The organism is Streptomyces sp. NPDC003720, from assembly GCF_042875075.1.
Lineage (GTDB): Bacteria > Actinomycetota > Actinomycetes > Streptomycetales > Streptomycetaceae > Streptomyces.
The window spans coordinates 673,148-696,089 of the sequence record NZ_JBIANZ010000001.1 but is presented as its reverse complement, the minus strand read 5'-3'; the positions used below and the strand labels follow the sequence as shown (position 1 = coordinate 696,089).

The following is a 22,942-nucleotide window of genomic DNA, read 5'->3' as shown; positions in this document are numbered from 1 at the left end:
GATCCGGTCACGCCCCGGCGACGCTCCAGGTGCGCGCGGCCCACGCCCTCAAGTGCGGTGCCCCGGCGACCAGTTCGCGGTACGCGCCGGTGGCCGACTGCATCAGCGCCTCCACGACGTCGTCACCGACCGCGTCGGGCCGCCAGGCCAGCACATAGCGGCACCACAGCGGCGAGCCGGCCAGCGGCCGCACCGCGACGTGCGGGATCGGGCGCAGGGTGGGCTGGACCAGGGACACGCCCAGCCCGTCGGCGATCATGCTCTGGAGCTGCGTCTGGTCGCCGAGGAACTCGTGCACGGTGACGGGGGTGAAGCCGGCCGCGGCGCACGCGTCGTAGAACACTGCGGGCCAGCCGGCGCCGTCGTCCGGGGTGACGAACCACGGGTCCTCGGCCAGGTCCGAGAGCTGCACCTGGGCGCTCTGGCGCAGCCGGTGGCGGGCGGGCAGGGCGACGAACGTCGGCTCGGTGACGATGCCGCGGTGGCGCACGGCGGGCGAGTGCGCCAGTTCCCGGCCCGGGTAGTCGGCGGCGATGGCCGCGTCCACCGCGCCCTCCTCCAGCAGCTCCACGATCCTCGAAGAGGCGTAGACGCTGGTCACGGCGACGGACAGATCCGGAAGGCGGGCGCGGACGCGGGAGACGGCGCCCGAGAGCATGGGCGAGTTGGTCGCGGCCACGCGCAGGGTGCGGCCCGGACGGGCGGCGGGCGGCCGGTGGCCGATGGCGTCGGCGCGGGCCAGGACGTCCCGGGCCTGGGCGACGACCTCGGCGCCGTACGGGGTGGGCCGTGCCCCGCTCGTGCCGCGCTCGAAGAGCGGCTCGCCGAGATGGCGTTCGATGCGCCGGAGCTGGGTGCTGACGGCGGGCTGCGAGTAGCCGAGCTGCGCGGCGGCGCGGCCCACGCCGCCCGCGTCCGCGATCGCGCACAGCACCCGCAGGTGCCGGAGCTCAAGCTCCATCGCCCACTCCCCGTCTCCTCGGTCCGGCTCGCACGAGCCCCGCACGATTGTCCACCCTGCGACAGCATGCCGACACTCCCTATCACTTTTTCGCACTTGCCTAAAGCATTTAGGTAAACGCATAATGCATGAAGCCGAAGAGGAGGAAGCTGATGGTGCGCGCAGGTCTGACCACGGAGCGTCTGGTCCGGGCGGGGGCCGAACTGGCCGACGAGGCCGGCTTCGAGCAGGTGACCGTGTCGGCGCTGGCCCGGCGCTTCGACGTCAAGGTGGCCAGCCTGTACTCGCACCTGAAGAGCTCCCAGGACCTGAAGACCCGCATCGCGCTGCTCGCGCTCGAGGAACTCGCCGACCGGGCCGCCGAGGCCCTGGCCGGCCGGGCCGGGATCGACGCTCTGCGCGCCTTCGCGGACGCCTACCGCGACTACGCCCGTGAGCACCCCGGCCGCTACCAGGCGGCGCGGTTCCGGCTCGACCCGGAGACGGCCGCCGCGAGTGCGGGCGGCCGGCACGCGCAGATGACCCGGGCGATCCTGCGCGGCTACGACCTGGCCGAACCCGACCAGACCCACGCCGTCCGGCTGCTCGGCAGCGTGTTCCACGGCTACGTCGATCTGGAGGCGGCCGGCGGCTTCAGCCACAGCGCCCCCGACTCCCAGGAGTCGTGGACCCGGATCCTCGACGCCCTCGACACGCTGCTGCGCGAGTGGCCGGCTCGCTGAACTCCCCGAACCCCCGATACGACAGGCTCCTTCCGATGCCCCCCACCCCGTCCGACTGGATCACCACCCCGCTGACCGCCGGCCTCGTGCGCGGCGCCCTCGACCTCGAACGCACCGAGCACGGACTGCTGCCGCACCGGCTGCCCGCCCGGGCCCGGGCCCAGTGCGCCGATCCGCAGCTGCGGATGGCGGAGTCCCAGCCCTCCGGCGTACGGCTGGTGCTGCGCACCCGTGCCACCGCCGTCGAACTCGACACCCTGCCCACCAAGCGCGTCCACACCGGAGCGCCACCGCGCCCGGACGGCGTGTACGACCTGCTCGTGGACGGGCGCCCGGCCGGCCGTGCCGTCGCCGCCGGCGGCAACACCCTGACGATCGACATGGTCGCCGGCACCGCCGAGCACCGGCCCGGCCCGGTCGCCACCGTGCGCTTCACCGGCCTCGAGGACCGCGTCAAGGACGTCGAGATATGGCTGCCGCACAACGAGACCACCGAGCTGGTCGCGCTGCGCACCGACGCACCCGTCGAACCGGCGCCCGACCGGGGCCGCGCGGTGTGGCTCCATCACGGAAGCTCGATCAGCCACGGCTCCGACGCCGCGAGCCCCACCACCACGTGGCCGGCGCTGGCCGCCTCGCTCGGCGGGGTGGAGCTGATCAACCTGGGCCTCGGCGGCAGCGCCCTGCTCGACCCCTTCACCGCACGCGCGCTGCGCGACACGCCCGCCGACCTGATCAGCGTGAAACTCGGCATCAACCTGGTCAACACGGACCTGATGCGTCTGCGCGCCCTGGGGCCGGCCGTCCACGGCTTCCTCGACACCGTCCGGGAGGGCCACCCCGGCACACCGCTGCTCGTGGTCTCGCCGATCCTGTGCCCCATCCACGAGGACACCCCGGGCCCGAGCATGCCGGACCTGTCCGCCCTGAGCTCCGGACAGCTGCGGTTCCGGGCCGCCGGGGACCCGGCGGAGGTCGCGCGGGGCAAGCTCACCCTGGGCGTCGTCCGGGCGGAGCTGGCCCGGATCGTGCGGGAACGGGCCGCCGAGGACCCGCTGCTGCACTACCTCGACGGCCGTGAGCTGTACGGAGAGGCCGACTTCGCCGAACTGCCGCTGCCCGACGGGCTGCACCCGGACGCCGCCGCGCACCGGCGGATCGGCGAGCGCTTCGCCTCGCTCGCCCTCGCCCCGGGCGGCCCGCTCGGACGCCGGACCGGCCGACCGGCTGAACGGCCGACCGGCTGACCGGCTGACCGGCTGACCGGCGCCCGGGCTGACCGGCGCCGCCTGACGGGCCCTCACACCAGGTGGGCGAAGACGACCAGGTTGTCGGTGTAGTCCCGCACCGTGTGGTCGTAGTCCCCGGCGCAGGTGATGAGCCGGACCTCGGGGCGGTCGGCGTCGGCGTACACCCGGTCGCTGGGGAAGGCGTCCTTGGCGAAGGTCTCGGTGTCGTCCACGACGAACTCCGCCTTCCGCCCGTCGGCCCGGTCCACGGTGAACCGGTCGCCGCGCCCGAGCTCGTAGAGGTTGGCGAAGACGGCCGCCGACGTGACCGTGTCCACATGACCGGCGATGATCGCCGTGCCCTTCTCCCCGGGCGTGACGCCGTCGGCGTACCAGCCGACGAGGTTGGTGTCGGCCGCCGGCGGCGGCTGGAGCTGCCCGGTGGAGGCGAGCGAGAGGGGGGTGAAGGGGGCGTCCACGGAGATCTTCGGGATGACCAGGCGGGTCGGCGTGGCAGGGGGCAGCGACCGCTCCGCCTGATCGGTGCCGGACCCGTCCGTGCCGGGCTGTTCGGTGCCGGCCGGTGTTCCGGCGCTCACCGTCGTGCCGCCGGGCGCCTGCGGGGCGTCGCCGTCGCCGCGATGGCCGCCGAACAGGCTGACGGCGATGAACACGATCGCCACGCCCCACAGCGTCAGGCGCCCGCCGCGACCGGCGTTCTGCGCGGCCTGCGCCCGTTCGGCGGAGGCCGGGGCCGAGGGGCCGGCAGACCCGGAGGCGGGAGAACCGGGGCCGGAGGAAGGGCCCGGCGAGGAGGTACTCGGGGAAGAGGGGTCCGGGGAAGAGGGAACTGCTGCCATCGGACATCACCTCACTCGGGCACGGCAGCACAGGCGTCGGGCTCTTTCAGGGCGCGGCGCCGCCGGCGCGGGGACACCGGCGGCGTACGCGGCCCTGAGAGAAGAGGGGGCCGGTCAGGACGCCGGCTCGACGGCCTTCTTGCGGCGCAGCGCGTACATGCCGGTGGCGCCTACGGCGAGCACCGCCAGACCGCCCGCGGTGATGCCGGGAGAGGCGAGGCCGCCGCCGCCGGTGTGCATGCCGCCGCGCGGCTTGTCGTGGTCGCCGCCGCCCCAGTCGTCCTTGCCTCCTCCGCTGTCCTTGCCGCCCCAGTCGTCCTTCCCGCCGCCGTCCCGGCCGCCGTCCTCCTTGCCGCCGCCCTCCTTGCCGCCCCCGCCTTCCTTGCCGCCGCCCTTGTCCTTGTCCCGGTAGGTCTCGGGGTCGAACCTGCTGTCGCCGCCGGAGCCCCAGTCGTCGCCGCCGCGGACCGCGGCGAGCGCACCGCCGCCCGTGTGCATTCCGCCGCGCGGACCGTCGTGGCTGCGGCCGCCGTCGTCCTCGCTGCTGTAGTCGTTGTCGTGGTCCTTGCCTGAGCCCTTGTCGTGGTCCCGGCCGGAGCCCTTGTCGTAACCGCTGTCGGAGTCGCTGTCGTGCTCCTTGCTGTACGAGGAGTCGTCCCGGCCTCCGCCGTCCGCGGCCGGCGCGGCGAAAGCCGCAGCGGGCGTGGCGAAGGCCAGGGCGGCGGAGGCGGCCGCCGTGGCGAGAAGAATGCGGGCAGAGCGCATATCGGTGTCCTTCCGCCGTGGCCGGGCAGCGGATACGTCATCAGCTGAATGGACCCGGTCTCGACATGAACCACCGTCAGTCAGGCCGTGACGGCGCACCATCCGGGCGGCCCAGCCGGGTCATCGCGCCACCCGTCTGTCCCAGCGACACGCCGGGGCACCCTCCGTCCGGGGCAGTGCGCGTCACCCGGCCGCGCGCTCCGGCCGGACCCCGGCACGGGTGTCCCCCGTCCGGGCCGATCCGGCCGCGGGGCGGTGGTGGCAGGCTTGAGGGGAATCCGACGGCGCATCACATCACGGCGGAGTGACCGTTCCCCGGCCCGCCGAGGAGGGAGCCGCTCCATGAGCCGCGCGACCACGGGCGGCCGGCGTCCGGTCCGGCGCCTGCTCGCGGCCTCGCTCGGCGGCCTGATCGGGGTCGCCGCGGTGGCCGCGCCGGCCGGGGCGGACGTGGGCGATGTGACGGTGCATCCGATCACCACCACGGCCGGCACGCTGCCCGCCGGCATCACCACCGGCCCGGACGGGGCGCTGTGGTTCGCGGGGTCGGGGGCCGGCCGTATCGGACGGGTCAGCGCCGCGGGCGAGGTCACGGACTTCCCCGCCTCCGGGCCGGACAGCCTGCCTCTCGACATCACGGCCGGTCCCGACCGGGCGCTGTGGTTCACCGAGGGCAGGGCCAACCGGATCGGGCGCCTCACCACCTCCGGCCGGCTCACGGAGTTCCGGGTCCCGACGCCGGACGGCTTCCCGGCCGGGATCGCGGCCGGGCCGGACGGCGCCCTGTGGTTCACCGAGCAGCACGCCGACAGGATCGGCCGGATCACCACGTCCGGCCGCGTCACCGAGTATCCGGTGCCGACCCCGGACGCCGCCGTCCGCTCCATCGCCGCGGGCGCCGACGGCGCGTTGTGGTTCACGGAACCGGCCGGCGGCAGGATCGGGCGGATCGGCGTCGACGGGCGGATCACCGAGTTCGGGCTGCCTACCGACGGGGCCTTCCCCGACGCGATCGTCGCCGGGCCCGGCGGCATGTGGTTCACCATGTCCGGCCCGCACCCGATCGGCCGGATCGACTCCTCGGGCCACGTCACCGGGTTCCGGCCGCCCGATCCGGACAGCGTCCCGGCCGGCATCGCACGCGGGCCCGACGGCCGGGTGTGGTACGCCGACCAGGCGGGCCGGATCGGGCGGATCGACGCGGGCGGCGCGATCACCTCCTTCCCGGTGCCGGACGGCGGCGACGCCGTGCCGTTCCGTCTCACCGCGGGTCCCGACGGGGGCGTGTGGTTCACCGAACTGCTCGGCAACGCCGTGGGGCGGGTCCGGGCCGTGCCGCGCTGAGCCCGTGACGTGATCCGCGGGCACACCGGAGCCTCTTGTTATGACCGGCGTCATAGAGCAGGCTGTTCGACGGCCGGGGGCCGGCCGGGGGCCGGCGGGGCGACGTGGCGGGAGGACGCTGTGGTGGACGCGACGGCGCGGGACATGTGGGAGCTGTTCGAGCCCTTGCACGATCTGGTGTACTTCGCGCCCGAGGCGCGGCAGGCGGCGGACGGGCTCGGGATGCGCGGGTACTGGATGGGCTACTTCGCGCTGCGCGCCGCCCCGTTGGGACCGGTGTCCCCGAGCGTGGTGACGAGTTCCTTCTACGTCTTCCATCCCGCCCGGGTCGCCCGCGCGCTCCCCGACGCCTGGAGTCACGCGTCTCCCGCACAAGTGCTGGCGGCCCGCGCGGAGGCCGTGGACGCGGCGATGACCCGCCTGTTCGGGGCGGAGACGGCGCGGTCCGAGCGGTTCGCCGAGGCGGCCGACCTCGCGTGGGAGGCGGCGGCAGCGGCGGACACCAATGGCCGGGTGCTTGCCGCGGCCAACCAGGCGCTGGAGCGGCCCGGGAGGGCGGCCGCGCGGCTGTGGCAGGCGGTGACGACGCTGCGGGAGCACCGGGGCGACGGGCATGTCGCGGTGCTGGTGAGCCTGGGGATCGGCCCGTTGGAGGCCATGGTGCTCAAGGCGGCCGCCGGCGAGTCGGACGGGGCGTTCCTGCGGGAGACCCGGAAGTGGGAGCAGGAGGACTGGACGGCGGCCGAGCGGGCCCTGCGCGAGCGCGGGTTCCTGGACGCGCACGGCGCGCTGACCCGCGCCGGTGTGGCGGGCCGGGCACTGGTCGAGCGGCGGACCGACGAGGCGGCCGGGCGGCCGTGGCACGCGCTGGGCGCGGAGCGCACCGCACGTCTGGCCGCGCTGCTGGACCCGCTCGCCCGCGCCGTCCGGGAGTCGGGGCTGCTGCCGCCCGGCAATCCGGTGGGGCTCCCCCCGCGGGAGCCCGCGGCGCGGTGACGGCCGCCGGGCCTGCCCGGATCCGGCCGGAACCGGATGAGAGAACGGCCGAAGCGTCCTCAGAAAGGGCTCATCCGCGGGTCGTACGCTGAGGCCGTGGTCGATCGAGACGAGGAACCAGGGCGGGTGGCGTCCCGGCTCACCGGGCGCCGGGTCACGGCCGCGCGGGCGCCGTCCGGGGCGCCGGCCGACGTGACGCTCGAGGGCGGCACGGTGGTGATGGTCAAGCGCGGCGGCGCCCCGGGCTCGGTGCGCGCCGAGGTGGCCGGTCTGCGCTGGCTGGGCGCTGCGGACGCGGTGCGGGTGCCGGCGGTACTCGGCCACGACGAGCGGTGGATGGTCACCGAGCGGGTGCCGACCGGGGGGCCGGACGGCACGGCGGCGCTGCGTTTCGGTCGCGCCCTCGCCGCCCTGCACGCCGCCGGGGCGCCCGCGTTCGGCGCGCCGCCGCCCGGCGGGCCCGAGGCGGCGTACATCGGCGCCGCCCCCATGCGCAACGCGCCGGCGGCCGACTGGCCCACGTGGTACTCCGAGCACCGGGTGCTGCCGTATCTGCGGGCCGCCGTCGACGCCGGCGCCCTGCGGCCCGCGGAGGCCGCCCCGATCGAGCGGGTCTGCGCCCGGCTGCCGGACCTCGCGGGGCCGGCCGAGCCGCCCGCCCGGCTGCACGGCGACCTGTGGAACGGCAACGTGCTCTGGGGCGCGGACGGGGAGGTGCGGCTCATCGACCCGGCCGCGCACGGCGGGCACCGCGAGACCGACCTGGCGATGCTCCGGCTCTTCGGCTGCCCCCTGCTGGACCGGGTGCTGGCCGGCTACACCGAGACCGCGCCCCTGGCGGACGGCTGGCGGGACCGGGTCGGTCTGCACCAGCTCTTCCCGCTGCTGGTGCACGTGGTGCTGTTCGGACGCGGATACACGGAACGGGCCGTGGCCGCGGCACGCGGAGCCCTGTCCGGATGAATCCGCGGCGACCCCGCGCAGCCTCGCGGCCCCCGTCGGCGTCCTAGTACCTGACGCCTCCGAACGGCCTTGCTTCCGACCATGGTTACGGAGCGTAAGGAAACCAATCACCCGTTCGATTCGTATAAGGACGTGAAAGCCGAATCAGGGAGAGACCCATGCAACCGTTCACGCTCAACTACGCGCGCCCCGCTGTGCAGTTGGACGTCACCACACCGTACGCGTACGACTCCGGACTGCAGTTGAACGTCCTCCCGGACGGGCGGATCGCCGCCACCGACCACGCCACGCTGAGAGCGTTGGGGACGACGACCTCGACGGCCGGCTCCAAGACGCACTTCGACGACTGACGCGGGCCCACGGAAGATGACCGTGCTCATCCTGACCAATGAAGAAGACGTGACGGCGGACATGGTGGTGCTCCGGCTGCGCCGGGCCGGTGTGCCCGTGGTCCGGCTGGACCCCGCCGATCTCACCAACGGGGTGGCCCTGTCGGGCGAGTTCGTGCACGGCGCCTGCCGCGGGCATCTGTCCGTCGGCGGGCGCCTGGTGAGCATGGACGGCCTGCGCTCCGTCTGGGTGCGCAGGCCGGGCGAAGCGGCCGCCCGCGCCGCCCAGCCGTCCGCCTGGCTCACCGAGGAGTCCGCCCAGGCGCTGTACGGCATGCTGCGCTCCACGGGGGCACGCTGGATGAACCATCCGGACGCGGCGCGCCGCGCCCGGCACAAGCCCTGGCAGTTGAGGCTGGCGCAGGACAGCGGCCTCCCCGTGCCCGCGACGTTGATCACGACGTTCCCGCAGGCGGCCCGGGAGTTCGCCGAGCGGTTCCCGGACCTGGTGGTCAAGCCGGTCTCCGGCGCGCATCCGCAGGAGCCGCCGCGTGCGGTGCCCACCAGCCGGGTCGCGCCGGACGCGGACTTCTCCGCCGTGGCCTTCGGCCCGACGCTGCTGCAGCGGCGGATCCCGAAGCGGGCCGACATCCGGCTCACCGTCGTCGGCCACCGGCTGCTCGCCGCGCGCAAGCCGGCCGATCCCGACGGCCACCCCGACGACGTGGACGTGCGCTTCGCGCCGTCGGTCTCGCCCTGGCTCCCGGACCAGGTGCCGCCGCGCGTCGCCGAGGCCGTCCTGCGCTACATGAAGGAAGCCGGACTCGCCTACGGCGCCTTCGACTTCGCGGAGGACGCGGACGGGATCTGGTGGTTCCTGGAGTGCAACCAGTCGGGCCAGTTCGGCTTCGTCGAGATGGACACCGGGCAGCCGATCGCGGAGACCATCGCACGGTGGCTGGCGGGCGACGGAGAGCCGGCGGCGCCGGACGCGGGTGACGACCGGGACACGGCGCCGTGACGCCGTCGGCTCCGGTCCGGACAGAGGAGGACGACATGCGCATCGGACTGCTGGGGACGGGCCCATGGGCCCAGGCGGCCCACGCCCCCGCCCTCGCCGGGCACCCCGGCCTGGACTTCGCCGGGGTGTGGGGCCGCCGCCCGGAGGCGGCCGCCGAGCTTGCGGCGCGGTACGGGGTGCGGGCGTACGACGACGTCGACGCGCTGCTCGCCGACGTGGACGCGGTCGCGCTGGCCCTGCCGCCGTCCGTGCAGGCGGAGCTGGCGGTGCGGGCCGCGCGGGCGGGCCGTCATCTGCTGCTGGACAAGCCGCTGGCAGTGGGGGTGGCCGAGGGGCGGGCCGTCGTCGAGGCCGTGGAACGGGCCCAGGTGGCCTCCGTGGTCTTCCTCACCACCCGGTTCCAGAAGGAGCCGGAGGCGTGGGTCGAGGAGCAGGCCGCCACGGCGGGCTGGTTCACGGCGCGGGCGCAGTGGCTGGGGGCGGTGTTCACCGGTGACAGCCCGTTCGCCCACTCCCCCTGGCGGCGGGAGAAGGGCGCGCTGTGGGACGTGGGACCGCATCCGCTGTCCCTGCTGCTGCCGGTACTCGGCAACGTCCGGCGGGTGGCGGCCGCCGCGCACGGCCCCGCCGACACCGTGCACCTGGTCCTGGACCACGCCACCGGCGCTTCGAGCACGCTCACCGTGAGCCTGACGGCCCCGCCGGCGGCGGCCGGGGCCGACCTCGAGCTGCGCGGCGAGGCGGGAACCGCGGTGCTGCCGAGGAGCTCCGAGGGCGCGGTCCCCGCTCTCGCCCGGGCCGCCGACGCCCTGCGCACCGCGGCCCGCACCGGCCGCCCCCATCCGTGTGACGCCGCCTTCGGCCTGCGCATCACCGAGATCCTCGCCGCTGCCGAGGCCCGCCTGGCCGGCCACTCGGCCGATTAGGCCGACCAGGCCGACCGGCACCCACCCAGCGGCCCGCCGGTGGCCACGGGGGCTAGTCGGAGGTCAGCGGGCGGGCAGCGCGGCGATGGGCCCGGCCGCCCGGTCCGGGGGCCGCGGAGGGAGGTGAGGGCCCCGGAGGCGGCGTAGCGTGGGAACGTGACTCGGGTGCGTGGCGAGACGTCGCGTCGGGACGTGGAGGATCGCGGCTGGCTGCGGGGTGCGCCGCCGCCGCGGTGGGTGCGGGTGCTGCCGGTGCTGCTGCTCGTGGCGGTGACCGGGGCCACGCTCGTCACCCCGGAGGCGAGCGACCTCGGGTTCCTGCTCGGCGCGATCCCGCCGCTCGCGGTGCTGTCGTACGGGCCCTGGGGCACGGCCGCGCTCGGCGGCGCGGTCGTCGCCGTGCTCCACGTGCCGGCCACGCATCTGAACCGCCCCGGTAACACGGACCTGCTCACCATCGTCTTCGTGGCCGTGCTGAGCGTTTTCGTGTCCTACGTGCGCAGCCACCGCGACGCCCAGCTCGTCGTGGAGCGGGCGATCGGGGAGGCCGTGCAGCGGGCGGTGATGCCACCGCTGCCGGAGCGGGTCGGCCGGATCGGCTGTGCCGGTTTCTACCGGGCCGCGCAGGACGGCACGCTGGTGGGCGGCGACTTCTTCGACGTGCGGGACGGGCCCGGCGGTGTCCGCGCGGTGATGGGCGATGTGCGGGGACACGGCCTGGCGGCGATGACGACGGTGGTGTCGCTGCTCGGCGCGTTCCGCGAGGCGGCCCTCGACCAGCCTGACCTCGAGGCGGTCGCGGCCCGCATGGACCGGAGACTCGGCATGGACGCGGCCGGCGACGGCCAGACGGAGCTCTTCGCCACCGCCGTGCTGCTGGAGTTCACCGGCGACGGCGACGCGGTCCGGGTCGTGGCCTGCGGTCATCCGCCGCCCGTGCTGCTGCACGACGGGCAGGCCCGGGAGGCGACCGTCACGCCGGGCCCGCCGCTGGGCATCGGGCTGGTCGGTCTCGATCCGCCGAAGGAGGTCACGCTCGCCCTGGCGCCGGGCGACCGGCTGCTGCTGGCCTCGGACGGGGTGTGGGAGGCGCGGAACGCCGCCGGGTCCTTCTACCCGCTGCCCGACCGGCTCGGCCGTCTGGCCGCGGCCGCTCCCGCCGGGCTGCCGGACGCGGTGTGGGAGGACCTGGCGCGGATCGGCTACGAGGTCCGCGACGACGCCACCATGCTGGTGCTCACCCCCCGGCCGCCGGACGCCTGACCGGCACACCGGTGCCGGGGGACGCGCCGCGCCGCACCGGTCAGCCGACGTCCCAGAGGAACCGGTGGGTGTGGATCCCGAAGTACGGGAAGGACTGGATCTCGCGGACGCCCTCGACGGGCCGGACCACGTCGTTGACGAAGTCGAGAAGGTCCTTGGGTCCCGGCGCGACCACCTCCGCGAACAGGTCGAAGCCCCCGGCGGTGAGCACCGAGTAGACGACCTCGGGGCGTTGCGCGAGCGCGTCGGCGACGGTCCGCGGGTCGCCGTCGACGACGATGCCGAGCAGGGCCATCGCCTGTCCGCCCATGGCCATCGGGTCGGTGACGCCGACGACCTGGACGGCCCTCGAGTCCAGCAGGCGCTGCAGTCGCTGCCGGGCCGCCGAGGCGGACAGGCCGACCCTGGGGCCCAGGTCGGCGTAGGCGATGCGGCCGTCGGTCTGCAGTTCGCGCAGGATGGCGCGGTCGGTCTCGTCCATCTGGGCGGCCGTCCTCTCTCAGTCCGCCAGTTCGGCCAGGGCCGCGGCGAAGACCTGGGTGTGGGTGTCGACGTCCTGCTCGGTGGTGTCGGGGCACATGAGGGCCATGTTGTGGAAGGGGGTCAGGAGGATGCCCCGGTTGGCGAGGTAGAGGTGCAGGAAGTCCTCCAGTTCCGGGTCGGCAGCGGCCGCCGACCCGGTGCCGGTGCGGGGCGCCGGGGTGGCGAAGCGGTACTCGGTGCGGGCGCCGAGCCTGCTGACCGACCAGGGCAGCCGGTGGGCCTCGACACCGGCCCGGACGCCCGCCTCGAAGCGCTCCGAGAGGCCCGCCATGCGGGCGAAGGCCTCGTCGGTGAGCACGTGCTCCAGGGTGGCGCGGGTCGCGGCGACCGACAGGGCGTTCCCGGCGAGGGTGCCGCCGACGCCGCCCATGTCCACCAGGTCCAGGTCTTCGCGGCCCAGCAGCCGGTCGGCCAGCTCGGCGGACAGGCCGTACGCGCCGGCCGGGATGCCGCCGCCGATCGCCTTGCCGATGGTCAGCAGGTCGGGTTCCAGGCCCCAGGCTGCCGTGCAGCCGCCGGGTCCGGCGGAGAAGGTGTGGGTCTCGTCGTTGATCAGCAGCACGCCGTGCCGCCGGGTCAGCTCGCGGACACCGGCGAGGTAGCCGGGCTCGGGCAGCACGATGCCGATGTTGGTGAGCGCGGGTTCCATGAGCACGGCGGCGACGTCGCCGTGGGCCAGTTCGCGTTCCAGCCCGTCGAGGTCGTTGAACTCGGCGACCCGGCTGGTCAGCGTGACGTCGCAGGGCGCGCCGACGTTGCCGGGGCGGTCCGTGCCCCGGCCGTCGGGACCGACGACGATCAGCGACTCGTCGACGCTGCCGTGGTAGCAGTAGCTGTTGACCAGGATCTTCGGGCGGCCGGTGACGGCCCGGGCGAGCCGGATCGCCCACCGGTTGGCGTCGGTCGCGGTCAGCGAGAAGCTCCAGCGGGCCAGCCCGAACCGCCGGGTCAGCTCGGCGCCGACCCACTCGGCGTCCTCGGTGGGCAGCATGGCGGTGGCCCCGCCCAGGGTCTGGTACCGGTGCCGCACCGCCTCGGCGACCGGGGCCGGCGAGTGCCCGGCCATCGCACCGGTGTCGCCGAGGCAGAAGTCGATGTACTCGTGCCCGTCCACGTCGGTGACCCGGGCGCCGCGTGCCCCGGCGAGGTAGCGGGGGAAGGCGCCGGCGGTCTTGTTCATCCAGGTCATCGGCACCCGGCCGAAGAGATGGTCGGCCTCGGCGTAGGCCGCCCTGGAGCGCGGGTTGCGGCGTTCGGCCTCGGCGCTCTCGCGGGCCAGGAGGGCGTGCAGACGCGAGCGGTCCATGGAGTACCTCGGTGCGTGCTGGGCGACGGAACAGTGGGAGCGTACGACCGGAAAGGCGCCGAATACAAGATGGGACGCTTGAATCGGTCGTCGGCGCGATCGATTCCGCTGCCGCTGGGTCGACACGACGCACGGCGTCGAGCGCGCCCCCCAAACGCCAGGCTGCGCCACCCCTTCCGCCAGATAGAAATATCTACCAGCATGCATATGCCGGGTTGGCGTGCGCGTGCACCGACTGCCCGGTCATGACCGTTTCCCGCGCCGCGGGCGGCCGAGCGACATCACCCGGAGCAGTGCATGAGGAACGCGATGTGGATGCGGGGCGTGGAGTGGCTCGCCGCGGCGGCGGCCGATCCGCGGGCCTGCAAGTGGGAGTGGGATCACGGCGACGGCGTCTCGGTCCTGGAGGCGGGCCGTTTCTGGGACGTGCTGAGCGTGCCGGACCGGCTCGGTCTGCTGGCCCTGGACCTGCTGTGGCGGCCCGCGCTGCCCGTGCCCGGCCCGGCCCTGGTGGACACCACCGCGGGACGGGTCGGTTTCTTCCTGCCTCCCGACCCCGCCGGCGGCTGGGTCGGCGCCGGTCTGCGGTACGCGACCAAGGGGTCCTGGGTCGCCGTACCGCCGCCGTACCGGTCCGCCCGCTCCCTGGAGTGGCTGATCCCGCCGGACGGCTCCGGCACGCTGCACGCGCCGGGCACCCTGGAAGCGGCGCTGCGGCAGGCCAACGGCGTGCTGGCGGTCACGGCTCCGCTGTGCGGCCGTTAGCGGACCGCCCCGAGGACCGTCCCTCCGCGACGAGTTGGGCGGCGACGGCCGGTGAGAGCGGCGCGGCCCGGCCGACGGGCGGGGTGCGGCCCGCGCCCCTATGCTGAGCAGGCAGGGCTCCGACGTCTCGCCCACCGCACGTCCGGCTCTCATGAGGTTGGAGTCGCCCATGTCGCACTCGCTCGCACGCCTGCGCAGGGGGGCCGCGGCAGCCGTCGTGGTGGGGACACTGACGGTGCCGTTCACCGGCGTTCCCGCCGGGGCGGCGCAGGACGCCGTACGCGCCGCGTCCGCCGCCGCCTCGCCGAGCCCCTCCCCGTCCGGACCGAATGCCGTCCGCGCCCTCACCCCCGACGTGACCCGTCAACTCGACGCCGCCGTGCGGCAGGTGATGCGCACGGCGAACGTGCCCGGCGTGACCGTCGGCGTCTGGACGCCGGACCGCGGCAGTTACGTCCGCTCCTTCGGCGTGGCCGACAGGAGCGACGGCCGGCCGATGACGCCGGACATGTACGTCCGGATCGGCAGTGAGACCAAGACGTTCACCGTGACGGCGCTGCTGCAGTTGGTGGACGAGGGGAAGGCCGCTCTGGACGACCCGATCGGCAGATACGTCGCCGGGGTGCCCAACGGCGACCGGATCACCCTGCGCGAGCTGGCCGGGATGCGCAGCGGGCTGTTCAACTACTCCGAGGACGACGGCTTCTTCAAGGCGCTCACGTCCGATCCGCAACGCCCCTTCACACCGCAGCAGTTGCTCGGCTACGCGTTCCGGCACCCGGTGATGTTCCCGCCCGGGCAGAAGTTCTACTACAGCAACACCAACCTCATCCTGCTCGGCCTGGTCGTCGAGAAGCAGAGCGGCCAGAGCCTCGGGGACTACATCCACCGGCACATCCTCGTCCCGGCCGGGATGAACGACACGTCGTTCCCGTCCGGCGCGGAGTTCCCCTCCCCGCACCCGCAGGGCTACACCGACCAGACGGCCGACGGCAAGGTGCAGGACACGGCCGACTGGAACCCGTCGTGGGGGTGGGCGGCCGGCGCCATGGTCTCCACCCTGGGGGACCTGCGGACCTGGGCGCCCACGGTGGCGACCGGCCGTTTCCCGGACGGCCGGCGGATGATCAGCCCGGCCGCGCAGGCGCAGCGGCTCGTCACACCGCCCACGCCCATCCCGGGCGCCGGGTACGGGCTGGGGATCTTCGACGTGCAGGGATGGATCGGCCACAACGGCTCGCTGCCGGGCTACGAGACCCTGACCGTGTATCTGCCCGAGGCCCGCACGACCCTCGTGGTGGCCCTCAACACCGACATCGACCACGACAACCAGGAACCGAGCACCCTGTTCGGGCAGGCGATCACGAGGATCATCTCCCCCGGCCACGTCTTCGACCTGCCGGCGGAACCCGCCGCCCGGTGACACGGGGCGGGCCGGCCGGCGGAGAAGGGGGCGGGGCCCCGACCGGTCCCCCGTGCCGGTCGTGCCCCGCGGACCGCCGACGTTACGCGCGGGACCCGGCGACGGGTACCGCGCCGGTGCCCTTCCACCGGCGCCGGGGACTCAGTCGTGCACAGCCGAGTCCGGTTGGCCCGGGTTCGCCCCGCCGAGGCCGGGGACGGCGAGGGCGCCGGTGGCCAGGTGGGCGAGGACGACCTCGTACAGATCGCTCCCGCCGGTCAGCAACTGGCGTTCCAGCACGGGTTCGGCGGCCCGGACGTGCTCGCGCACGGTCTGGGCGTGGACGCCCAGCTCCCGGGCCGCGCGTTCGGCGTTGGCGTCGGCGGCGAGCCAGGCGCGCAGGGTGCGGCGCAGATCGCGGCCGTCACCGTCCAGGCGGCCGAGGAGGTCCCCGGCCCAGCCCCGCAGCGCGGGCGCGGCGAGCAGATAGCCGAGCCGGTCGCCCGCCGCCGGGGCGGGCGCCGTGCCGCCCGGGTCGTACGGGCCGCGCGCCGCCTCGGAGTCGAGCGCGAGCCGGACGACGGCGCGGGTGCCGAGGCCGGAGAAGTCCATGCCGATCAGCGTCTCGACGCGGTCCATGCGGGCGCGGACGGTGTTGCGGCTGACGCCGAGCACCTTGGCCGCGGCCACGGCGGTGAACTCCAGGCCGAGACGGGTGGTGGCGAGGAGTTCGGCGCGGGTGTGGTGGGGCAGCGTGTCGAGGGGGCGCAGCACTCCTGCGGACCAGGCGTGCAGAGCGGCCGGGTCCATGAGCCGCTCGGGGTGGGTGCGTTCGGCGTAGACGGCGGTGCGGTCCGGGCGGCAGCGGGCCACGGCGAGGGCGCTGACCGCCTGGCCGTAGGCGGTGGCGGTGCGGGCCAGGCGCTGGCGCAGGCTGCCGCCGAGGAAGATGCCGGACCGGCCGTCGAGCAGGGACCGCAGCCGCTGCCCCGCCGTGGGCTCGGGGCTGACGACGATGACATGGCCGTCCATCGCGGGGCAGCGCACGACGAGTGCCTGGCCTTCGGTGGCGTCGGCGCAGGCGTCGGCGAGCGCGTCCCGCTCGGTGGGGGCGCTCTCGACCACGTAGACCCGTGCGGTGTCGCCTTCGAGCAGGCCCGGCCACAGGCCCGCGGCGACCCTGCGGGCGGAGACGATGTCCTCCACCATCAGCAGCTGCAGGATGGCGAGCCGCAGGTCGGCCGTGGCCCGGCGCAGCCGGCGTCCGGCGTGCGTCAGCTCCCGGTGGCGCAGCAGGAGTTCGAGTACGCCGGCGGCACGGTTCACGAGTTCGGCGGCGCGCCGGTCGAAGGGTTCGGCGCGGGCCACGGCCAGCACGGCGCCCGCGCCCCGGTCGCGGTGCCGTACCGCGACCATGCGGAGCCGGCGGTCGCCGTCGTCCAGGGCGGCGGAGGAGATCCGGCCGCCGGCCATGTCGTGGAGCACGGCGGCGTCGAGCGGGATCGGCTCGCCCGCGAGAAGGCCGCCGTGCGCGTCCTGGAGGCACACGTTCGCCCGCAGTGCCTGTCCCAGCCAGCCGGCCACCCGGTGCGGGTCCCGGGCCGCGGGGCGGAGGTGGTCGAGCAACTGCTCGGCCCAGTCGGGGGCGTACGGTTCCTCGGCGCGGGGGACCTCGTCGGCTCGGCCGGCCACGTCGTGCCCCTCCTCGTCCTCGGGCTGACCTCGGGTTTCGGACGTGGACGTTACCCGATCGGCGCTCTGCCGTCCCCGGCGGCCGGACATGGCTCCGCCGGCGGTCCTGGGGGGGGGAATGGACCGCCGGCGGAGGCGCCGCAGCCCGGTGGCGGGGGGAGGCCCCGGGCGGCTCCTCCATCGGATGCCCACTGACGCACGTCCTACACCACACGATTTCCGGGGACTTCCGGAGCGGTTTCCTCAGTCGCTCACGCGGGTGCGGTCACCGGCGCCCGCGCCGGGCGAAGGGCGCGAACGCCGGTTCCGTGCGCCACCGGCAGGGCGGGTGCGGACGCACGCCGGCGCCGGACCGGGCGGGGAGGCACGACCGGTGCGGCCGGGCCGCGCCCGCGGCGCCCGGGAAAGGGCATTAAGCTCGGCGGATGGCGAAGTACTTCGACGTGCACCCCGAGAACCCGCAGCCGCGCAGCATCGGCCAGATCGTCGACGCGGTGCGCTCGGGGGCCCTCATCGCATACCCGACCGACTCCTGCTACGCGCTGGGCTGCCAGATCGGCAGCCGGGACGGCATGGAACGGATCCGTTCCATCCGCCATCTGGACGACCGGCACCACTTCACGCTGATGTGCCGGGACTTCGCGCAGCTCGGCCAGTTCGTGCGCGTCGACAACGACGTGTTCCGGGCCGTCAAGGCGTCGACCCCGGGCAGCTACACCTTCATCCTGCCGGCCACCCGCGAGGTGCCGCGCAAGCTGCTGCACCCGAAGAAGAAGACGGTGGGCGTGCGCATCCCCGACCACGTGGTCACCCAGACCCTGCTGGCCGAACTGGGCGAGCCGCTGCTGTCCAGCACGCTGCTGCTGCCGGACGAGGAGGAGCCGATGACCCAGGGCTGGGAGATCAAGGACCGGCTCGACCACGTGGTGGACGCGGTGGTCGACTCCGGGGACTGCGGCACCGAGCCGACCACCGTGGTGGACTTCTCCAGCGGCGAGGCCGAGATCGTCCGGCGGGGCGCCGGGGACACGGCACGCTTCGAGTGACGGGCAGGCCGTCCCGGCCGTGTGGATCTTGCGTGGCAGCATGAGGCGTGCACGCGAGGCCGAGGGGAACCGGTGTCCCCCTCGGCCGATCCACCCGGGAGGCTCCACACCATGACCGACGCACAGGGGACCGACGTCGACGTCCCCACCGCGGACGGCGTCGCAGACGCCTATCTCGCCCATCACGCCGACGGACGCCCGCGGCCGGGGGTCCTCCTCTACCAGGACGCGTACGGGCTGCGCCCGCAGCTGCGCTCGATGGCCGACCGGCTCGCGGCCGCCGGCTACACGGTGCTGGTGCCCAACGTCTTCTACCGGCACGGCCGCACCCCGATCGGGGAGGTCCCGGAGTTCATCGACACGGCGGCCGACCCGACCATCTGGGAGCGGATCGGCCCGGTCATGGCCTCCCTCACCCCGGACCAGACCCGGCGGGACGCGGACGTCTACCTGGACTGGCTCGCCGGCAGCCCCCTGGTCGCCGACGGCCCGGTGGCGCTGACGGGCTACTGCATGGGCGCCCGGCTGGCCCTGCGGACGGCGGCCACCCACGCGGACCGGGTCGCGGCCGCGGCCGGCTTCCACGGCGGGCGGCTCGCCACCGACGCCCCCGACAGCCCGCACCTGGGCGCCGCGCGGATCACCGCCGAGCTGTACTTCGGCCACGCCGACCAGGACCGGTCCATGCCCGAGGAGCAGATCCGGCGCCTGGACGACGCGCTCACCGCGGCGGGCGTCCGGCACACCACCGAGGTCTATGCGGGGGCCGCGCACGGGTACACGCAGGCGGACACCACCGCCTACGACCGGGGGGCCGACGAGCGGCACTGGGCCGCGCTGCTCGCCCTGCTGGAACGCGCCTTCTAGGGCCGGCCGCGGCGTCCGCCCCGGCGCGGACGCCACCCGGATCTTGTCCAAATCATTGACATGCACGTGATCGAACGCAACGCTGAGAGCGCTCTCAGAACAGGTACGGACCAATTTCGTGCCACCCCGACCCCACACGGAGGTGGAGAGTGCTCCCCAAGCGAACGCGTCCCGTGCTGCCCATGGCGGCCGCGGCGGCCCTGGTGGGCGGTGTGCTCGCGCTGGGCACGCCGGACCGCGCCGGCGCCGCCGTCCCGGACACCATCCCCCTGAAGATCACCAACAACTCGGGCCGTTCCGAGCCCGTGTACGTGTACGACCTCGGCACCCAGCTGTCCTCGGGACGGCAGGGCTGGGCCGACGAGAGCGGCGGCTTCCACGCCTGGCCCGCGGGCGGCAACCCGCCGACCCCGGCGCCGGACGCGGCGATCGCCGGACCGGCTCCGGGGCAGTCGAAGACGATCCGGATACCCAAGTTCTCCGGCCGGATCTACTTCTCCTACGGCCGGAAGCTCGACTTCCGGCTGACCACCGGCGGCCTGGTGCAGCCGGCCGTGCAGAACCCCTCCGACCCCAACAGGAACATCCTGTTCAACTGGTCGGAGTACACCCTGAACGACTCGGGCCTGTGGCTCAACAGCACCCAGGTGGACATGTTCTCCGCGCCGTACGCGGTCGGCGTGCAGCGCGCGGACGGCGGCGTGAGCACCACCGGGCACCTGAAGTCCGGCGGCTACAACGCGGTGTTCAACACGCTGCGCGGCCAGTCGGGCGGCTGGTCCGGCCTGGTCCAGACGCGTTCCGACGGCACCGTGCTGCGCGCGCTCTCCCCGCTGTACGGGGTGGAGACCGGGGCCCTGCCGGCGAACGTCATGGACGACTACGTCAACCGGGTGTGGCAGAAGTACGCGACGTCGACGCTGACCGTCACGCCCTTCACCGACCAGCCGAACACCAAGTACTTCGGCCGGGTGTCGGGGAACGTCATGAACTTCACCAACTCCTCCGGCGCGGTGGTCACCAGCTTCCAGAAGCCGGACGCCTCCAGCGTCTTCGGCTGCCACAAACTGCTGGACGCGCCCAACGACAACGTGCGCGGCCCCATCTCCCGCACGCTGTGCGCCGGTTTCAACCGCTCCACGCTGCTGAGCAACCCCAACCAGCCCGACACCTCGGCGGCCGGCTTCTACCAGGACGGCGTGACCAACCAGTACGCGCGCGCCGTCCACTCCCAGATGGCGGACGGCAAGGCCTACGCCTTCGCCTTCGACGACGTCGGCAACCAGGAGTCGCTGGTGCACGACGGCAGTCCGCAGCAGGCGTATCTGACGCTGGATCCGCTGAGCTGAGACATGGGACGGTCCCGCACCCCGGAGCTGCTCCGGGGTGCGGGACCGTTTCGTGCGGTGATCAGCCGGTCGTCAGGGCGGTGTCGTCCACGACGAAGCTGGTCTGCAGGGAGGAGTCCTCCACGCCGTTGAACTTCAGCGTGACGGTCTGGCCCGCCAGCGAGGACAGGTCGAAGGACTTCTGGCTGTAGCCGGACGCCGCGTTGGCGTTCGAGTAGGTGGCCAGGGTCTTGGAACCGGCGGTCACCGTCAGCTTGTCGTACGCGGTGGTGCCGCTCTCCGCGGTGTCGATGTGCAGGTAGAAGGTCAGGGTCGCCTTGCAGCCCGCGGGGATCGTCACCGACTGGGACACGGTGTCGGTGTGCGTGGTGCCGTAGCCGTCGAGCCAGGCCTTGTACGAACCGCTGTGCGCGGCCTCACCGGTGTCGGTGGTGATGGCGCCGCTCGTCGCGGTCCAGCCGGTGCTGCCCGACTCGAAGCCCGGGTTGGCCAGGAGCTGGGACGCGGAGCAGCCGCCGCCGGTAGTGCTGACGGTCCAGCCGAAGGTCGCCGTGCCGGTCGCGCCGGTGGAGTCCTTCACCGTCACCGTGGTGCTGGAGGAACCGGCGGTGGTGGGCGTACCGGAGATCAGGCCGGTCGAGCTGTTGATCGACAGGCCGGCCGGCAGACCGGTGGCGCTGTAGGTCAGGGCGCCGCTGTTGGTGCTGCTCGCCTGGACCTGCAGGCTGACCGCCGTGCCGACGGTGGCGCTCTGGCTGCCCGGGTTGGTCACCGTGACGCCGCTGCTCGGCGGGTTGATGTGGCTGCCGACGTTGATGCCGGCGAAGGCGTTGCCCACCCCGGCGTACTCGGCGGAGTTGGTGCCGTACAGCGAGGCGGCCGCGTTCAGGGCGGCGGTGCGGGCGCCGGCGTAGTTGGTGCTCGACGTCATGTAGGTCGTCAGCGCCTTGTACCAGATCTGCAGCGCCTTGGCGCGGCCGATGCCGGCGACGGCGACGCCGTCCGAGGTCGGGCTGTTGTAGGTGACCTCGTTGATGACCTTGCTGCCGCTGCCCTCGGACAGCAGGTAGAACATGTGGTTCGCGGGGCCCGAGGAGTAGTGGACGTCCAGGTTGCCGACGCCGGAGTACCAGCTGTCGGCGGAGCCGCCGTCCTTGCTGGGCTTGTCCATGTAGCGCAGCGGGCTGCCGTCGCCGTTGATGTTGATCTTCTCGCCGATGAGGTAGTCACCGACGTCGGTGGAGTTGTTGGCGTAGAACTCCACGCCCGTGCCGAAGATGTCGGAGGTCGCCTCGTTCAGGCCGCCGGACTCGCCGCTGTAGTTGAGGCCCGCGGTGTTGGAGGTGACGCCGTGGCTCATCTCGTGGCCGGCCACGTCCAGCGACGTCAGCGCGTGGGTGTTGGACGTGCCGTCGCCGTAGGTCATGCAGAAGCAGCTGTCGTCCCAGAACGCGTTGACGTAGCCGCTGCTGTAGTGGACCCGGCTGTAGGCGGCGACACCGTCGTTGCGGATGCCGCTGCGGCCGAAGGTGTTCTTGTAGAAGTCCCAGGTCTCCTGGGCTCCGTAGGCCGCGTCGGCGCCGGCGGTCTGGGTGTTGGAGCCCGAGCCGGTGCCCCAGACGTCGTCCGAGTCGGTCATCAGCGTGCCGGTGCCGGAGGTGCCCCCGTTGAGGGTGTACGTCTTGTGGCCGCCGCGCGTGGTGTCGTAGAGCTGGTACGTCGAGCCCGACAGCGTGGTGCTGAGGCTGACGGAGCCGCTGTACTGGGTGTTGCCGGTACCGGTCTGGACGGCCTGGTAGCGGTTCAGCTCCTTGCCGGTGTGGGCGTCGGTGATGACGTGGAGCTCGCTGGGCGTGCCGTCGTCCTGGAGGCCGCCGATCACCGTCTCCCAGGCGAGCTTCGGGGTGCCGTCGCCGGCCCAGATCACCTTGCGGGCGCTGTCGGTGGTGGCCTTCTTCGCGTCGAGTGCCTTGGCCGCCTTCAGGGCCTTGGTCTCGGCGGAGCCCTTGGCGAAGGTCGCGGTGGTGGAGGCGACCTTCACGGCGTGCTTGTTGTTGAAGGTCGTGCTCACCGTGCCCTTGGCCACGGAGGCCGGCGGGGTGTGCACCACGATGTCGCCGCCGAGGACGGGCAGCCCGGCGTAGGTGCGCTCGTAACGGGTGTGCAGGGTACCGTCGTTGTCCTTGACGACGTCCTTGACGACCAGCTTCTCCTTGGCGCCGAGACCGAGGGTGCGGGCGGTCGCGGCGGTCTTCTGCTGGGCGCTCTTGAGCAGCTTGGCGTGCTGGGCCGGGGAGAGCCGTGCCTCCAGGCCGCCGGTGCGCAGGTGGCCGGCGTGGGGAGCGGAGGGCTTGGCGGCGGCCGGCACCGACTGGATGCCGACGGCGAGGAAGGCCGCGGTGGAGACCAGTGCGGCTCCGGCGATGGCCCGTCTGTGGGGAAGACGACTCACTCGATTTCCTCCTGCTGCGGCCGCCGGATAGCGGCCGGTGAAGACCCGGGCAGACGGGTGTGCTGTCCGGGACGAGCTGAACTGTGTGGGGAGCAAGGTGCTTGCACGCGAAACCGACTGCGTGCTGGGGGAGAATGGCAG

General features: G+C 73.9%; 21 protein-coding genes. 14 read left to right on the top strand and 7 right to left on the bottom strand.

The window, feature by feature from the left end:
- Positions 1-7: 7 nt before the first annotated feature.
- Complete coding sequence (locus ACFYU0_RS03475) at positions 8-961, bottom strand: LysR family transcriptional regulator (protein WP_389297473.1); 954 nt, start codon at positions 959-961, stop codon at positions 8-10.
- A 152-nt stretch (positions 962-1,113) separates the two neighbouring features.
- Here ACFYU0_RS03475 and ACFYU0_RS03470 point away from each other — a divergent pair, with 152 nt between their 5' ends.
- Together ACFYU0_RS03470 and ACFYU0_RS03465 are read left to right on the top strand one after the other, a co-directional pair.
- Positions 1,114-1,683: a TetR/AcrR family transcriptional regulator gene (locus ACFYU0_RS03470; RefSeq protein WP_389297471.1), complete on the top strand. Its 570-nt coding sequence runs from the start codon at positions 1,114-1,116 to the stop codon at positions 1,681-1,683.
- Positions 1,684-1,718: 35 nt separating this feature from the next.
- Positions 1,719-2,930, top strand: a complete 1,212-nt coding sequence (locus ACFYU0_RS03465; protein WP_389297469.1) for a GDSL-type esterase/lipase family protein — start codon at positions 1,719-1,721, stop codon at positions 2,928-2,930.
- Positions 2,931-2,983: 53 nt separating this feature from the next.
- On the opposite strand, the gene ACFYU0_RS03460 is transcribed toward ACFYU0_RS03465, so the two are convergent.
- Together ACFYU0_RS03460 and ACFYU0_RS03455 are read right to left on the bottom strand one after the other, a co-directional pair.
- Positions 2,984-3,595, bottom strand: coding sequence for a class F sortase (locus ACFYU0_RS03460; protein ID WP_389297467.1), 612 nt, complete (start codon positions 3,593-3,595; stop codon positions 2,984-2,986).
- A gap of 291 nt (positions 3,596-3,886) precedes the next feature.
- Complete coding sequence (locus tag ACFYU0_RS03455) at positions 3,887-4,537, bottom strand: hypothetical protein (protein ID WP_389297465.1); 651 nt, start codon at positions 4,535-4,537, stop codon at positions 3,887-3,889.
- A 342-nt stretch (positions 4,538-4,879) separates the two neighbouring features.
- Between ACFYU0_RS03455 and ACFYU0_RS03450 the strand changes: the two genes are divergently transcribed.
- From ACFYU0_RS03450 to ACFYU0_RS03420, 7 genes are all read left to right on the top strand, one after another.
- A complete protein-coding gene (locus ACFYU0_RS03450) occupies positions 4,880-5,881 on the top strand; it encodes a hypothetical protein (protein WP_389297463.1) in 1,002 nt (333 codons plus the stop codon).
- Between the two features lie 120 nt (positions 5,882-6,001).
- A complete protein-coding gene (locus ACFYU0_RS03445) occupies positions 6,002-6,877 on the top strand; it encodes a hypothetical protein (protein WP_389297462.1) in 876 nt (291 codons plus the stop codon).
- A gap of 126 nt (positions 6,878-7,003) precedes the next feature.
- Positions 7,004-7,840, top strand: coding sequence for a fructosamine kinase family protein (locus tag ACFYU0_RS03440; protein WP_389297968.1), 837 nt, complete (start codon positions 7,004-7,006; stop codon positions 7,838-7,840).
- A 158-nt stretch (positions 7,841-7,998) separates the two neighbouring features.
- Positions 7,999-8,190 (top strand): putative ATP-grasp-modified RiPP, encoded by a 192-nt coding sequence (tgmA, locus tag ACFYU0_RS03435; RefSeq protein ID WP_020938095.1) that lies wholly within the window; start codon positions 7,999-8,001, stop codon positions 8,188-8,190.
- 16 nt (positions 8,191-8,206) lie between these two features.
- Positions 8,207-9,190: an ATP-grasp ribosomal peptide maturase gene (gene tgmB, locus ACFYU0_RS03430; protein WP_389297460.1), complete on the top strand. Its 984-nt coding sequence runs from the start codon at positions 8,207-8,209 to the stop codon at positions 9,188-9,190.
- 35 nt (positions 9,191-9,225) lie between these two features.
- A complete protein-coding gene (locus ACFYU0_RS03425; RefSeq protein WP_389297458.1) occupies positions 9,226-10,116 on the top strand; it encodes a Gfo/Idh/MocA family protein in 891 nt (296 codons plus the stop codon).
- A 156-nt stretch (positions 10,117-10,272) separates the two neighbouring features.
- Positions 10,273-11,379, top strand: a complete 1,107-nt coding sequence (locus ACFYU0_RS03420) for a PP2C family protein-serine/threonine phosphatase (protein WP_351669942.1) — start codon at positions 10,273-10,275, stop codon at positions 11,377-11,379.
- Between the two features lie 40 nt (positions 11,380-11,419).
- On the opposite strand, the gene ACFYU0_RS03415 is transcribed toward ACFYU0_RS03420, so the two are convergent.
- On the bottom strand, positions 11,420-11,860 hold the full coding sequence (locus tag ACFYU0_RS03415; RefSeq protein ID WP_351669945.1) for an Lrp/AsnC family transcriptional regulator: 441 nt from the start codon (positions 11,858-11,860) through the stop codon (positions 11,420-11,422).
- Between the two features lie 18 nt (positions 11,861-11,878).
- The gene (locus tag ACFYU0_RS03410) at positions 11,879-13,228 is read right to left on the bottom strand and encodes a transaminase (RefSeq protein ID WP_389297455.1); all 1,350 of its coding nucleotides are present in this window, start codon (positions 13,226-13,228) and stop codon (positions 11,879-11,881) included.
- 297 nt (positions 13,229-13,525) lie between these two features.
- On the opposite strand from ACFYU0_RS03410, the gene ACFYU0_RS03405 reads away from it, so the two are divergent.
- Together ACFYU0_RS03405 and ACFYU0_RS03400 are read left to right on the top strand one after the other, a co-directional pair.
- The gene (locus ACFYU0_RS03405) at positions 13,526-13,993 is read left to right on the top strand and encodes a hypothetical protein (RefSeq protein ID WP_389297454.1); all 468 of its coding nucleotides are present in this window, start codon (positions 13,526-13,528) and stop codon (positions 13,991-13,993) included.
- A 169-nt stretch (positions 13,994-14,162) separates the two neighbouring features.
- The gene (locus ACFYU0_RS03400; protein WP_389297452.1) at positions 14,163-15,416 is read left to right on the top strand and encodes a serine hydrolase domain-containing protein; all 1,254 of its coding nucleotides are present in this window, start codon (positions 14,163-14,165) and stop codon (positions 15,414-15,416) included.
- A gap of 141 nt (positions 15,417-15,557) precedes the next feature.
- Here ACFYU0_RS03400 and ACFYU0_RS03395 read toward each other — a convergent pair whose 3' ends face one another.
- On the bottom strand, positions 15,558-17,087 hold the full coding sequence (locus ACFYU0_RS03395; RefSeq protein WP_389297450.1) for a helix-turn-helix domain-containing protein: 1,530 nt from the start codon (positions 17,085-17,087) through the stop codon (positions 15,558-15,560).
- A gap of 425 nt (positions 17,088-17,512) precedes the next feature.
- Between ACFYU0_RS03395 and ACFYU0_RS03390 the strand changes: the two genes are divergently transcribed.
- The 3 genes from ACFYU0_RS03390 to ACFYU0_RS03380 all read left to right on the top strand — a co-directional run bounded on the left by ACFYU0_RS03390 (position 17,513) and on the right by ACFYU0_RS03380 (position 20,349).
- The gene (locus tag ACFYU0_RS03390) at positions 17,513-18,133 is read left to right on the top strand and encodes an L-threonylcarbamoyladenylate synthase (protein WP_389297448.1); all 621 of its coding nucleotides are present in this window, start codon (positions 17,513-17,515) and stop codon (positions 18,131-18,133) included.
- A 111-nt stretch (positions 18,134-18,244) separates the two neighbouring features.
- Positions 18,245-19,000: a dienelactone hydrolase family protein gene (locus ACFYU0_RS03385; protein ID WP_389297446.1), complete on the top strand. Its 756-nt coding sequence runs from the start codon at positions 18,245-18,247 to the stop codon at positions 18,998-19,000.
- A gap of 182 nt (positions 19,001-19,182) precedes the next feature.
- Complete coding sequence (locus ACFYU0_RS03380) at positions 19,183-20,349, top strand: glycoside hydrolase family 64 protein (RefSeq protein ID WP_389297966.1); 1,167 nt, start codon at positions 19,183-19,185, stop codon at positions 20,347-20,349.
- A gap of 61 nt (positions 20,350-20,410) precedes the next feature.
- Here ACFYU0_RS03380 and ACFYU0_RS03375 read toward each other — a convergent pair whose 3' ends face one another.
- The gene (locus tag ACFYU0_RS03375) at positions 20,411-22,801 is read right to left on the bottom strand and encodes a M4 family metallopeptidase (protein ID WP_389297444.1); all 2,391 of its coding nucleotides are present in this window, start codon (positions 22,799-22,801) and stop codon (positions 20,411-20,413) included.
- Between the last annotated feature and the right edge of the window lie 141 nt (positions 22,802-22,942).